Source organism: Paenibacillus sp. PL2-23 (assembly GCF_040834005.1).
Taxonomy (GTDB): Bacteria; Bacillota; Bacilli; order Paenibacillales; family Paenibacillaceae; genus Pristimantibacillus.
The window spans coordinates 2,176,454-2,189,057 of the sequence record NZ_CP162129.1 but is presented as its reverse complement, the minus strand read 5'-3'; the positions used below and the strand labels follow the sequence as shown (position 1 = coordinate 2,189,057).

At 54.5% G+C, this 12,604-nt stretch carries 12 protein-coding genes; 5 read left to right on the top strand and 7 right to left on the bottom strand.

All coding sequences use genetic code 11. The features are described 5' to 3' along the window. Positions 1 to 9 precede the first annotated feature (9 nt). Complete coding sequence (gene moaA, locus AB1S56_RS09090; RefSeq protein WP_340870034.1) at positions 10 to 1,011, bottom strand: GTP 3',8-cyclase MoaA; 1,002 nt, start codon at positions 1,009 to 1,011, stop codon at positions 10 to 12. Positions 1,012 to 1,126: 115 nt separating this feature from the next. On the opposite strand from moaA, the gene AB1S56_RS09085 reads away from it, so the two are divergent. The 3 genes from AB1S56_RS09085 to AB1S56_RS09075 all read left to right on the top strand — a co-directional run bounded on the left by AB1S56_RS09085 (position 1,127) and on the right by AB1S56_RS09075 (position 4,140). Next, a complete protein-coding gene (locus tag AB1S56_RS09085) occupies positions 1,127 to 1,855 on the top strand; it encodes a molybdenum cofactor biosynthesis protein MoaE (protein WP_340870033.1) in 729 nt (242 codons plus the stop codon). 29 nt (positions 1,856 to 1,884) lie between these two features. Continuing rightward, entirely contained in the window at positions 1,885 to 2,937 is a 1,053-nt protein-coding gene (locus AB1S56_RS09080; RefSeq protein ID WP_340870032.1) for a ThiF family adenylyltransferase, read from the top strand. Positions 2,938 to 3,054: 117 nt separating this feature from the next. Continuing rightward, positions 3,055 to 4,140, top strand: a complete 1,086-nt coding sequence (locus tag AB1S56_RS09075) for an HD-GYP domain-containing protein (RefSeq protein ID WP_340870031.1) — start codon at positions 3,055 to 3,057, stop codon at positions 4,138 to 4,140. 64 nt (positions 4,141 to 4,204) lie between these two features. Here AB1S56_RS09075 and sufB read toward each other — a convergent pair whose 3' ends face one another. The 6 genes from sufB to AB1S56_RS09045 form a co-directional block, all read right to left on the bottom strand. Then, entirely contained in the window at positions 4,205 to 5,602 is a 1,398-nt protein-coding gene (sufB, locus tag AB1S56_RS09070; protein ID WP_340870030.1) for a Fe-S cluster assembly protein SufB, read from the bottom strand. Positions 5,603 to 5,627: 25 nt separating this feature from the next. Further along, the gene (sufU, locus tag AB1S56_RS09065; protein WP_340870028.1) at positions 5,628 to 6,047 is read right to left on the bottom strand and encodes a Fe-S cluster assembly sulfur transfer protein SufU; all 420 of its coding nucleotides are present in this window, start codon (positions 6,045 to 6,047) and stop codon (positions 5,628 to 5,630) included. Next, positions 6,034 to 7,260: a cysteine desulfurase gene (locus tag AB1S56_RS09060; protein ID WP_340870026.1), complete on the bottom strand. Its 1,227-nt coding sequence runs from the start codon at positions 7,258 to 7,260 to the stop codon at positions 6,034 to 6,036. Before AB1S56_RS09060 ends, sufU begins: the two co-directional genes overlap by 14 nt. Next, on the bottom strand, positions 7,257 to 8,564 hold the full coding sequence (sufD, locus tag AB1S56_RS09055) for a Fe-S cluster assembly protein SufD (protein ID WP_340870025.1): 1,308 nt from the start codon (positions 8,562 to 8,564) through the stop codon (positions 7,257 to 7,259). The genes AB1S56_RS09060 and sufD overlap by 4 nt, the downstream gene beginning before the upstream one ends. Before the next feature lie 21 nt (positions 8,565 to 8,585). Continuing rightward, positions 8,586 to 9,365: a Fe-S cluster assembly ATPase SufC gene (gene sufC / locus AB1S56_RS09050; RefSeq protein ID WP_340870024.1), complete on the bottom strand. Its 780-nt coding sequence runs from the start codon at positions 9,363 to 9,365 to the stop codon at positions 8,586 to 8,588. 147 nt (positions 9,366 to 9,512) lie between these two features. After that, entirely contained in the window at positions 9,513 to 10,097 is a 585-nt protein-coding gene (locus AB1S56_RS09045; RefSeq protein ID WP_340870023.1) for a DUF1802 family protein, read from the bottom strand. A 178-nt stretch (positions 10,098 to 10,275) separates the two neighbouring features. Here AB1S56_RS09045 and mtnK point away from each other — a divergent pair, with 178 nt between their 5' ends. Continuing rightward, positions 10,276 to 11,487 (top strand): S-methyl-5-thioribose kinase, encoded by a 1,212-nt coding sequence (gene mtnK, locus AB1S56_RS09040; protein ID WP_340870020.1) that lies wholly within the window; start codon positions 10,276 to 10,278, stop codon positions 11,485 to 11,487. A gap of 52 nt (positions 11,488 to 11,539) precedes the next feature. Further along, on the top strand, positions 11,540 to 12,595 hold the full coding sequence (gene mtnA / locus AB1S56_RS09035; RefSeq protein WP_340870018.1) for an S-methyl-5-thioribose-1-phosphate isomerase: 1,056 nt from the start codon (positions 11,540 to 11,542) through the stop codon (positions 12,593 to 12,595). The last annotated feature ends 9 nt before the right edge of the window (positions 12,596 to 12,604 follow it).

Genomic DNA, 12,604 nt, shown 5'->3' with positions numbered 1-12,604 from the left:
TCAAGCTCGCTACCCTCCGATTTGGGACATGCGCCGATCCGTCGGCACATGGGACAGGTCTCCGTCCGCCAGCTTGGCTGCCATCTCATGATTTTCCGGCTTAATATCCATCGCTCTGGCGAACATTCTCTTCATCTCGCTTACATCGCCAAGCGCCGATTTCACATTCAACTCGTCAACCCAATACAGGCAGGGCTTCAAATTCCCATCAGCGGTCAAACGAAGTCTGTTGCAATTTTTGCAGAAATGATCACTGATAGGATGAATGAGCCCGAACGAGCCGATGCCCCCCTCCAGCTGATAATCCTCGGATGGACCATTGCCTTTCACTTGGTCTCTGCTGGAGAAGCTGTAGCCTTGCTCCTCGGCGATCTCCAGGACGCGCGACAATGGCAGATACATGCTGCGCCAATTCTCATCGGCGTGGCCGATGGGCATATATTCAATGAATCGGACATGCAGCGGCTGCTCATAGGCCATCTTCAGGAAGGAGGCAATTTCGTCTTCATTAATTCCTTTGAGCAGCACGCAGTTGAGCTTGATGGGATGGAACCCTGCTTCTGCGGCCGCCTCAATGCCCTCCATCACTCTGCGAAGCTCGCTCCGTCTCGCGATAAAAGCAAATCTCGCGGCATCCAGCGTATCCAGGCTTATATTCACTCGATTCAATCCGGCCGCCTTCAAGGCCTTCGCCTGTTTGGCCAGAAACACACCGTTTGTCGTCAGCGATATATCGTCAATGCCGGGTATGCTCGCGAGCCTTCCGATTAGCTGATCCAGATTCGGCCTGACCAGCGGCTCTCCTCCGGTTATTCTCAGCTTCTGTATGCCCAGCGCCGCACCGGCCTCTACAACCTCTACGATCTGATCGTAAGAAAGCAGGTTAGACGATTCCGTGAACGCCATTCCTTCCTCCGGCATGCAATAGACGCAGCGCAAATTGCAGCGATCCGTCACAGATATTCTCAAGTAATTATGAATGCGACCAAATCTGTCGGTCAACGCTTCCATGACTACGCCCCCTCTCGTGCTCTCGTCCCTCTCGTACCTATTAGCATAACATTTTTTCGACGATTGTGGTATTCTAGAGACACGCAAACTACTTAATCATGAAAGGTTTTATGACATGACATATGAATGGAAAATAAAGCTATTCGCAGGCCTGCAGGAGCGGCTGGGCAAGGCTGAGCTCACTCTGCAGAACGATCGAGGCCTGATGACCGTGCGCGAGTTGAAGGAGGGGCTGGCTGCAGCATTTCCGGAGCATGCCTCCCTCATTATGATATCATTCGCCGCGCGCAATCACGTTTATTCCTCAGACCAGCAGGAGCTGCGCGCCGAAGACGAGCTGGCGCTGTTGCCGCCCGTATCCGGGGGAGAGACTGAGGAGGAGGCGACAACTGAGCAGGAAGAGCGCTACGTCATCACGTCACAGCCGATCAGCGTCGAGGCTGTAACCCGTAAGGTTATTGTGAAGGAGCATGGCGCCTCCATCGCGTTTGTAGGCACCACAAGGGAGTGGACTGAAGGCCAGCGCACCGTTCATCTGGCCTATGAGGCGTATGAGCCCATGGCGCTGGCTATGATGCGTCAGATCGGCGACGAGATAGACGCGCGCTGGCCAGGCACGCTCTGCGCCATTACGCACCGAATTGGTGTAGTGGAGCTAGCAGAGACCAGTGTCGTCATCGCCGTCTCGTCGCCGCATCGCGACAGCTGCTACGACGCCAGCCGATACGCTATTGAGCGGCTCAAACAAATTGTTCCCATCTGGAAAAAGGAAATATGGGCGGACGGATCGGAATGGAAGGGCCATCAGAAGGGCCCCTGGGATCCAACAGCTTCATTAGAATAGAGCAATAGAACGGGAGGACGGCGGCAACGATGAAGGAATGGACGACAGACAGCTTGCAGGATCGATATTCACGCCAAATCCGTTTCTCCCATATTGGCCGCGACGGACAAGCACTGCTGCAGAGAGGGCGAGTCGCCATTGTCGGGATGGGCGCGCTTGGCTCCGCCATATCCCAGCATGTGGTCCGCGCCGGAGTCGGCTATGTACGCATCATTGACAGAGATGTTGTGGAATGGAGCAATCTGCAGAGGCAGATGCTCTACACAGAGCAGGACGCCTCTGCGCTGCTTCCGAAGGCCGAAGCGGCCGCAAGCAGGCTGAGAGAGATGAACAGCTCGGTCACGATTGAAGCTCACACCGCCGACCTGACCTCCTTGAACGCCGATGAGCTGCTTGGAGATGTAGGGCTCATTCTCGACGGGTCTGACAACTTCAGTGTTCGCTATCTAATGAATGATTACAGCCTGCGGTCCGGCATTCCCTGGATCTATGGCGGGGCTGTGGGCGCGTCCGGCATGACGATGACCTTCCGTCCCGGCTATACCTCTTGTTATCGCTGCTTGTTCCCGGAAGCCCCTGCTCCCGGTACAACAGACACTTGTGATACGGCTGGCATTATCTCCCCCATTATAGACATTATTGCTTCTGTTCAAGCCTCTGAAGCGCTCAAATGGCTAACAGGCAATATCGCCGCGCTGCATGGCACCTTGTTTCAGGTCGATCTGTGGAACAATTCCTGGCTTCCGCTGCAGATGGGAGAAGCTCGCCGCCCAGACTGCCCCGCATGCGGCAAGGGACAATATGACTACTTGAACGGCGGCCATTCGGAGACCATGGCCGTTGTTCTCTGCGGCAGACATTCCGTACATGTGACGCCTGCTGCTCCCGCCCATCTGGATCTGGAGCAGCTGTCCAGATCGCTTTCCGCCGCAGGCCCTGTTTCCTGCAACGCTTTCCTGCTCAAGCTGGAGCTGCCCGCTGGCATGTCATTGGTCTTATTCAAGGACGGAAGAGCCCTCGTTCAAGGGACCGAGGATTTAGCAAAAGCAAGATCGATTTATGCCGAAATATTAGGCGTTTAGTCGTATTTTGCGATGGCTCATATTGCCATTTCGTGAATTCATTGTTACTATAGTGAGTGAAACTTTTTAATACTCCTATCCTACACGAGTGCTGAATCTAATTTCTGAGGTGTCTCTATGCGTATACATATTACCGATATCATTGACGGAGACCAACTGAGCGGCGATGTCTTTAATGATTATGGGCTCCATGTGCTGTCCAAGGGTACAAAGCTCTACAAAAATGAAATTTCAAGACTGCTTCAGCACCATATCGATTTTGTAGATATTAGAGACCGCGAGAAGTTAAGTGAAGCGAGCTCTTCCGCGGAGGCGGCTCCTGCGGACGCTCGAACGCTGGAATCAACGGTTAATCCCAAGTGGCTGCCTAAGGTTCAGCCTATTTACGAGAACGCTGTCAAAAGCTTTGAGAAGTTTTTCGCCGCTGCGCTCGAGACGGGCAAGGTAGACGATCAAGAGGTAACAAACGTGCTGCAGCCGCTATTGAACAATCTGCAGCTGGAACGGGATGTCGTCTCCATGCTGCTGCTTCTTAACACACAGGACGACTATACGTACCAGCATTCCGTTCAGGTCGGTATGTTGTCCTATTATTTGGCAACTTGGCTTGGCTATCCAGCTGGAGAAGCGGTGAAGATTGGCAAAGCTGGCTTTCTACACGACATCGGCAAGTGCCGCATCGAGGATGCCATCTTGAACAAGCCAGGCAAGCTGACGCCTGAGGAATACGAGCTGGTGAAGCGGCATACGGAGTTCGGACATGACATCATCCTTCAGTCCTTCGAGGATACATCATTAGCGCTTGGGGCTCTTCAGCACCATGAGCGGATCGACGGAAGCGGCTATCCAGGCAAGCTGTCAGGCGATGAAATCCATCCCGTTTCCAAGATTATCGCCGTTGTCGATATTTACAGCGCGATGATTTCGGCTCGCGTCTATCAGGAGGAACGAGATCTTCTATTCGTGCTGAAGGAGCTGCATCGACTCAGCTTCAAGGAGCTGGATCCAGTCGTCACACATACCTTCATCAAGCATATGATCCCGAACTTTATAGGCAAACGGGTGAAGCTGAGCAATGGAAGCATCGGGATCATCGTCATGACTCATCCCACTGAATTTTTCAGCCCTCTGATCCAGGTTGACCAGCGCTTTATCGACTTGACCGCTGAGCGCGAATACGAAATTACCCACGTCTACATGTAGCTGACGTAACGTATACAAGAGAATAGCCCTGCTCGCCTCAGTGAGGCGGGCAGGGCTATTTGTTTTAACCGATGGAGCCTTCCATCTCGAATTTGATCAGGCGGTTCATCTCCACCGCGTACTCCATTGGGAGCTCCTTGGTGAATGGCTCGATGAAGCCCATAACGATCATTTGCGTCGCTTCGTCCTCTGTTAATCCGCGGCTCATCAGGTAGAACAGCTGATCCTCGGAAACCTTGGAAACCGTAGCTTCGTGCTCAAGCGTAATGTTGTCGTTCAGAATTTCATTGTAAGGAATGGTATCCGATGTCGACTCATTATCCAGAATGAGCGTATCGCATTTGATGTTCGCCTTCGCTCCGTCGGAGTTGCGTCCAAACGATGCGAGACCGCGATACGTCACCTTGCCGCCATGCTTGGAGATCGATTTGGATACGATCGTCGAGCTTGTGTCAGGAGCCAGATGCGTCATCTTGGCGCCGGCATCCTGATGCTGGCCTTTGCCCGCTACGGCGATGGACAATACCATGCCTTTGGCGCCGCGGCCGCGAAGCACGACAGCTGGATATTTCATCGTCAGCTTGGAGCCGATGTTGCCGTCGATCCATTCCATCTGAGCGTTCTCATCGGCAACCGCACGTTTTGTTACGAGGTTGTAGATGTTCGGAGCCCAGTTCTGAATCGTCGTATAGCGGACGCGGGAATCCTTTTTGCAGAGAATCTCAACAACCGCGCTGTGCAGCGAGTTCGTGCTGTAGATTGGAGCTGTACAGCCCTCTACATAGTGCACGGAGCTGCCTTCGTCCGCAATAATGAGCGTACGCTCGAATTGGCCCATGTTCTCGGAGTTGATGCGGAAATACGCCTGCAGCGGAATTTCGCATTGAACACCCTTCGGCACATAGATGAAGCTGCCGCCCGACCATACCGCGCTGTTGAGAGCCGCGAATTTGTTGTCGTTCGGAGGAATGATGGTGCCGAAATATTCTTTCATAAGCTCCGGATATTCACGCAGCGCCGTATCCGTATCTGTGAAGATTACACCCTGCTTCTCCAGATCCTCTTGCATGCTGTGGTAGACAACCTCGGATTCGTATTGCGCCGAGACGCCCGCGAGGAACTTCTGCTCCGCCTCCGGAATGCCCAGCTTGTCGAACGTTTCCTTAATTTCCTGCGGCACCTCTTCCCACGTCTTGCCCTGCTTCTCGGAAGGCTTCACGTAGTACTGGATGTCGTCGAAATCCAGATCGTCCAGATCGCCGCCCCAACGAGGCATTGGCATCTTGTTGAATTGCTCCAGCGATTTCAGGCGGAACTCCAGCATCCATTCCGGCTCGTTCTTCATTTCGGAGATTGTGCGAACAATTTCCGGCGTAAGACCTTTACCCGACTGGAAGATCGCTTTATGTTCGTCGCGGAAGCCATACTTATACTCTTCCATTTCCGGCATTGATTTTGCCATGGTGTCTCACTCCTTATCGTAATGTTTATTGATTTTCGATGCCTTTGCGGAGCGCGTTCCAAGCCAGCGTGGCGCATTTGATGCGCGCCGGGAACTTGTTCACGCCCGACAAGGCTTCGATGTCTTCATTTTCCTCGAACTCTACGGGCTCGCCCTTCATCAGTGCGGAGAATCTCTCCGCCATGTTCACAGCCTCCTCGAAGGTACGGCCCTTAACGGCTTCCGTCATCATGGAAGCGGAGCTCATGCTGATGGAGCAGCCCTCTCCCGTAAATTTGGCATCCGTCACCTTGCCGTCAACAACCTGCAGCTGCAGCGAAATGCGGTCGCCGCAGGTCGGATTGTTCAGGTTGATCGTCACCGCGTCATCCTCCAGGGTGCCGCGGTTGCGAGGGTTTTTGTAATGATCCATTATAACTCTGCGATACAAATCATCCAATTGCATGGCCGAAGAACTCCTTTGTTTGGATTAGGGCGTCGGCCAACCGGTCGATATCCTCTTCGGTATTGTATAGATAGAAGCTTGCTCTGGCCGTTGCCGATACCTGCAGCCATCTCATAAGCGGCTGGCAGCAGTGATGTCCGGCACGAATAGCAATGCCCTTGGAATCGAGAACGGTCGCCATATCATGCGGGTGCACATCCTCCAAATTGAAGGTGACCAGGCCTACACGATCCTGCTTTGGTCCGTAAATCTCGATGCCGTCGATAGCGGAGAGCTTATCGTATGCATATGCGGCAAGCTTCCGCTCATGACGCTCAATCTCATCCATGCCGATGCTTTCTAGGAAATCGATGGCTGCCCCAAGGCCCACCGCTCCTGCAATCATCGGCGTGCCGCCTTCGAATCGGTAAGGGATCTCCTTCCAGGTGGAGTCGTACAGCTCGACGAAATCAATCATTTCGCCGCCGAACTCGATCGGCTCCATGCCATTCAGAAGCTCCTTCTTCCCGTACAAAGCGCCAATGCCGGTTGGTCCGCACATCTTGTGGCCGGACAGCGCATAGAAGTCAACGCCGAGCTCCCTCACGTCAATGCGCTTGTGCGGGGTGCTCTGCGCGCCGTCCACAACCATGATGGCGCCGTTCCGATGGGCAATCTGGGCAACTTCCTTGATAGGATTGACGACACCCAGCACATTGGACACATAAGTCATTGCCACGACCTTTGTATTCGGCGTAATCGTCTTCTCCGCATCCTCCAGCGAGATCGTGCCGTCAGGCTGCAGAGGAATGTATTTCAGCGTTGCGCCTGTCGCCTTCGCCGCTTGCTGCCAAGGAATGAGATTGCTGTGATGCTCCATCGGCGTAATAACGATCTCGTCGCCTTCGCCGCAGACCGCTCTTGCGTATCCGGAGGCTACAAGGTTCAGAGCCGTTGTTGTGCCTCTTGTGAAAATGATCTGCTCCGGCGTCTCCGCGTTCAGAAATGCGGCTACCTTCGCCCTAGCGCCCTCATAGGCGTCCGTAGCGCGCGAGCCTAGCGTATGAACGCCGCGATGCACATTCGCGTTATCCAGCTCATAGTAACGTTTGACCGCATCAATGACGGAACGCGGCTTCTGGGAAGACGCCGCGCTATCCAAGTAAACGAGCGGATGCCTGTTCACCTCTTGATGCAATATCGGGAATTGCTCCCGTATCGCATGTATGTTCATCCTTCAAGCTTCCTTTCGAGCAGACGCTGCAGCTGGTTCCGCACCGCTTCGACCGAAATTTCCGATACGACCGGAGCAAGGAAGCCGTAAATAATAAGCCGCTCTGCGTCCTGTCTGCTGATGCCTCTCGACATCAGATAATATACCTGCTCGGGATTGACCTGGCCTACGCTGGCCGCGTGACCCGCCGTTACGTCATCCTCGTCAATCAGCAGAATAGGATTGGCGTCGCCGCGAGCTTTCGGGCTGAGCATCAGAACGCGCTCTGTCTGAACGCCGTTCGCTTTGGTTGCGCCATGCTCAATCTTCGTAATGCCGTTGATGATTGCCGAAGCCGTATCCCTCATAACCGCACGAGTGATCATGTTGCTGTCCGAGCTTTTGCCGAAGTGAACCGCGCGAGTCGTCAGGCTCATCTGCTGAGCTTTGTTGCCTACGCTGATTACCTTAACGTCGGAGGTCGAGCCTTGGCCCTTCATGATCGACTTCGTGTCCGACAGCGTGTGGCCGTCATTCAGATCGCCGATAATCCACTCCACGCGTCCATCGTTCTCCACGACAGCGCGGCGGATGGACATGTCGACTCCACCCTCGCCAAGAGCATGTACAGAGCCGTAACGAACGAGCGCTCCCGGCTTCACGAACACCTCTACGATGGCAGGATGCACGAATTCGCCGTTCGCCTTCGACTTGTCCGTTACAACGCAGTCAACGTAGGTCACACGGCTGTTGGCGTCTGCAACGATCAGAATATGAGGAGCGAAGGTCGCGCCCGCGTTGTCATTAAACAACACAGCCTGGAGCGGAAGCTCCACCTCTACATTCTTCGGAACGTAGACGAATACCCCGCCGTTCCAGATCGCGGCGTTCAGCGCCGTCAGCTTGTCCTCGTCCTTGCCTACCGCTTGGAACAGGTATTGCTGCACGAGCTCGCCGTGCTCCTTGCAGGCCGTCTCCAGGTCTGTAAAAATAACGCCCTTGGACGCCAGCTGCGCCGATAATTGCTTCCAGACAACGCCGGAATTGCGTTGAACCAGCAGGTTCTCCGCATCCTCAGCAACAAGCTCCTTCACTTCGGCAGGAAGCTCGGCAAGCGAGGACACAGCCGATGGCTGCTCATAGCTGCCAACTGCGGTCAAATTCCAGCGCTCAATACGTACTTTCTCCGGCTTCGGCCATTCGATGGAGCCGGCGAGCTCCGCCGCTTCGCCGCGAAGGCTGACGAGCCATTCCGGCTCGCCCTTGCCGCGCGCCAGTGTCTCCGCGGATTGGCGGTCAGTCGGAGTGGTTAGTTGTGTGCTCATTTCGTAATCCCCCTTCTCCGATTAAGCCTGGCCGACCGTTTCGTCTTGAATGCCAAGTTCTTCTTTCACCCAATCGTAACCTTCGTTCTCCAGGCGCTGAGCAAGCTCAGGTCCGCCGGATTTGACGATGCGTCCCTGCATCATCACGTGAACGAAGTCAGGTGTAATATAGTTAAGCAGACGCTGATAATGTGTGATGATCAGGAAGCCGCGGTCCTCGGAGCGCATAGCGTTCACACCGTTAGCCACGATGCGGAGCGCGTCGATATCCAGACCGGAGTCAATCTCGTCCAGCACGACGATCTTCGGATCAAGCAGCATCATCTGAAGAATCTCGTTCCGCTTCTTCTCGCCGCCGGAGAAGCCTTCGTTCAGGTAGCGGTGCGCAAATTCCGGGTTCATCTCCAGCTCTTTCATCTTGCCTTCCATCTGGCGGATGAACTTAATCAGAGAGATCTCGTTGCCTTCCTCGCGGCGAGCGTTGATCGCGCTGCGCAGGAAGTCAGAGTTGGTCACGCCAGGAATTTCACTTGGATATTGCATGGCCAGGAACAGGCCAGCGCGGGCTCTCTCGTCCGTCTCCATCTCCATCAGATCCTCGCCGTCCAGCGAAGCGGTGCCGGCTGTCACTTCATATTTGGGATGGCCCATCAGCGCGGAAGCCAGGGTGGATTTACCCGTACCGTTCGGACCCATGATTGCGTGAATTTCGCCGCCCTTGATCTCCAGGTTGATGCCCTTCAAAATTTCTTTTCCTTCAATTTCGGCCTTCAGGCCGTCGATGACAAAATGTGTTGCCATATTATACTGATCCCTCCAAGGTTGGTTTACTTCATCTAATTACTGATTCTCATTTGATTCTCAATAATCATTTTAATATAACTTTTGTTATAAATCAATGTAAGCGGTGCGGCGCATGGCGAATTCCCCCGATTGCTGACCGCCCGCTTATCCCTTCAGCGCGTTCAGAATACGCTCCGTCTCTCTCTCGAATAGATCAACAGTCAGAACAGGCGCCATAGCGGGCTCGGCAACCTCATCCTCCAGCCTTACCCATGATTTGCAGCCCGTATACGCGGGGCGCATCGGCGCGTAGATAGGCTCCTCCAGCCGGAAGACCTTAAGGATCAGCAGATGCAGAGGCTTCTTGCGCTTCCACTTCAGCCGCTCCTCCGCGAACGTATCCGTCCAAATGTGCAGATCACGAAGCTTATCCAGCGTCTCCTGATCGTTAATCTCGATATCATGCGTCGCTTCGGCATAGGCCTCAAGCTTGATGGAGCTGGCTTCCGGAGACCATTCCTTCAGCGTGTCGTCCATCTCCTCCCTGAAGGGCTCCTTCAGCAGCTCCTTCCTCTGATGCTCATAAGCCGGCATGAGGTAGAAGCTGTTGCTCAGCAGCTGAAAGTCGCGCGTTTCCTCAATAATGCCGCCCTTGCGCATCACGATGATCTGCTTTCCCTCCTGCAGCGCCTTCACCGATACCGCCCATTCCTTGAGGGCGATAGCCTCACGGTTCCATTGCGTTTCCATAGTTCCTCTCCCATCCTGGGGCGGCTCCAGCAGCCTCCGCCTTCTTCTTTCTCTATTTTGAAAAAAAGAACGCTTGAAGTCAATCATTGCCGCGTTAAGGTATTCCATGACAAAAAAATATCCATTATACTAAAAGGTATGGTATTTGAACGCCACTATCATTTCGGAGGTGCACGATATGTCTACCTATCATCCCTTGAGCGAACAAGAAGCGATCCAAATCGCGCAGGGCCTCGAAGGATTTTTCCCTCCTGGCGCCAAGCTGGCGTCCAGAGAAATCGGAGACGGAAACTTAAACCTTGTATTTCATATAACGGACAGCGCCAGCGGCAAGAGCCTTATTATGAAGCAAGCCCTTCCTTACGCGAAGGTTGTCGGCGAATCATGGCCCCTCACACTGGACAGAGCCCGCATCGAAAGCGAGAAGCTGCTGATCGAGGGCAAGCTGGCTCCAGGGCTGGTACCGGTTGTTTACAAATATGATCCTGAGCTGTCGCTCACAGTGATGGAGGATCTTAGCGACCATACCATTATGCGACAAGGCTTGATGAACGGGACACGCTATCCGCTGTTCGCCGAGCATATATCCACCTTTATGGCTCGCACATTATTTTTCACTTCTGACCTGGGCATGAACCAGCAGGAGAAGAAGCTTCAGGTGAAAGCGTTCATCAATCCTGAGCTGTGCAAAATAACGGAGGATCTGATCTTCGACGATCCCTATACGGAATCGCCGAACAACAACATTCCACCCGCAGTGGAGGATGCGGCCGCGGCGCTGCGCGCGGATGGCGAGCTGCAGCTGGAGGTGGTCATTCTGCGGGACAAGTTCCTGACTAGCGCACAGGCTCTCCTGCATGGCGATTTGCACACGGGCAGCATCTTCGCGACACCGGCATCCACCAAGGTCATCGATCCCGAATTTGCATTCTACGGACCTATGGGCTTCGATATTGGCGCGGTATTCGCCAATTTGATTCTCAACTATGCGGGCCAGGAGCATTGGAGCGCCGACAGGAATGCCCGCGCTGATTTCCGCCAATACTTGCTGGATACGATCCAGGACACCTGGCGTCTGTTCGATGAGAAATTCCGCGCGCTATGGAACGAGAATGGCGTCGATCGTCTCGCCTCTGCCGCGCCGGGCTATCAAGCATTCTATATGAACCGTCTGCTGCAGGACACCTTCGGTTATGCGGGCTGCAAGATTGTTCGCCGAATCGTGGGTCTCGCCCATGTGGCGGACATTGACCGAATTCCAGACGACGCTGCCCGCGAGAAGGCTCAGCGCCTCGCGCTTGCCATTGGCACCAGCCTCATCAAACGCGGAAGAACAGCAACCACCATCCAAGAGCTGGTGGACATCGTCACAACAGCTTCGGCTGAATAATTCATGAATTGGAATGGCAAATGGATAAGCTAAGAAAAGAGGAACGAAACCTATGAATGAGAACTACGCTGGCCTGCAATCCGTTATTTGGAGGGGCGAACAGCTCGACCTGCTGGATCAACGGCTGCTGCCGGAAGAAATTGTTTATTTGCCCCTTACGACATCGCAGGATGTTTGGGAGGCCATCCGTCACCTGAAGGTGCGCGGCGCTCCGGCTATCGGCATCTCCGCGGCGTATGGCGTCGTGCTCGGCAGCCGCTCCGCGGCCACGCTCCAGGACTGGAGCGCCGCCGTCGCCAAGGAATCAGAGTATCTGGCCACTTCACGGCCTACCGCGGTCAATCTGTTCTGGGCGCTGGACCGGATGAAAGCGGCAGCGAAACGCCTGATGGATTCGGGGCTTGAGCTGGACGCTTGCAAGGAAGCGCTTCTGCGGGAAGCCATCGCGATTCAAAGCGAGGACGAGGAAACGAATAGACTGATCGGCGAGCATGCGCTTGAGCTGTTCCAGGACGACATGGGCGTATTGACGCACTGCAACGCAGGCGGCTTGGCAACCGCGAAATATGGTACAGCGCTTGCCCCCTTCTACCTGGCGAAGGAGCAAGGCATGAAGCTTCGGGTATTCGCGGATGAGACGCGCCCGGTATTGCAGGGCGCCCGGCTGACGGCATTCGAGCTCCAGCAAGCGGGAGTTGACGTAACCCTCATCTGTGACAATATGGCCGGCATGGTTATGTCCAAGGGCTGGGTCGACGCCGTTATCGTCGGTACAGACCGCGTGGCAGCGAACGGCGATGTTGCCAACAAGATCGGCACTTACAGCGTCGCCGTACTGGCCAAGGCTCATGGCATTCCGTTCTATGTGGCCTGTCCGCTGTCGACAATCGACCTGGACACCGCGACGGGTGCGGATATTCCGATCGAGGAGAGAGACGCCGAGGAAATTACCGAGGGGTTTGGCAAGCGCACGGCGCCGCAGGGCGTCAAGGTGTACAATCCCGCGTTCGACGTCACGCCTCATGAGTATGTAACAGCCATCATTACCGAAAAAGGTATCGTACGAGCGCCATTCGGACCTAATCTTCGCAAGCTGTTCGAGCAATAACGGTCTAAT